Source organism: Kitasatospora nipponensis (assembly GCF_039528135.1).
Classification (GTDB): Bacteria; Actinomycetota; Actinomycetes; order Streptomycetales; family Streptomycetaceae; genus Kitasatospora; species Kitasatospora nipponensis.
The window spans coordinates 1-597 of the sequence record NZ_BAAALF010000904.1 but is presented as its reverse complement, the minus strand read 5'-3'; the positions used below and the strand labels follow the sequence as shown (position 1 = coordinate 597).

The following is a 597-nucleotide window of genomic DNA, read 5'->3' as shown; positions in this document are numbered from 1 at the left end:
CCTTCGCCCTCGCCGACGCCTTCACCTTCGCCTTCGCCGAGCCCTGAGCCGGAACCCAGCCCTACGCCGTCGCCGTCGCCGTCGCCGTCGCCGAAGCCGACCCGATCGGTGGCGGTGCCGCTGCCCACCGCGTCGCTGCCGAAGATCCGGCCGGGTGGCTGCGACCCGGCGTACGCCACCGTGAACCGGTACAACCAGGTCGTCGGGACGACGAAGGGCAGCCGGATCGCCGCTGCGCAGGAGGCGCGGGACGGCATGATGAGTGCGAGCCTGAGCGCCTCGGGCGGGGTCTATTCGATCATCACGCGGCTGGCCCAGGGGTTCCAGGAGATGGGCTTCATCCTGACCGGCATGGTCGGCGGCGACTACAACGCGGTGGCCACCTCGGTGGGGGAGGACGTCGAGACGCTCAAGAGCCTCTGTGAGACCCACTGGCCTGCGGGCCGGTCACGCCCGAGGGGTCGTCCTCCGAGCGCGGGGTGCTCCGGTTGGCCAGCAGGGCCAGGACCAGGGAGAGCGTCACCACGGCCAGGCAGGCGAGGGTGGCGTGGAAGAAGGCGTCGTTCGGGGTGGCGGCCGAGGTGTTCAGGTAGATGG

The 597-nt window shown here is 71.4% G+C and carries 2 protein-coding genes; both read right to left on the bottom strand.

Going from position 1 to position 597, the window contains the following annotated elements:
• Positions 1-257 (bottom strand): hypothetical protein (locus ABD323_RS43970; protein WP_344447607.1); only part of this gene is annotated, 257 nt, incomplete at its 3' end.
• 152 nt (positions 258-409) lie between these two features.
• Positions 410-597: hypothetical protein (locus ABD323_RS43965; RefSeq protein WP_344447606.1), on the bottom strand; the 188-nt coding region annotated here is incomplete at its 5' end.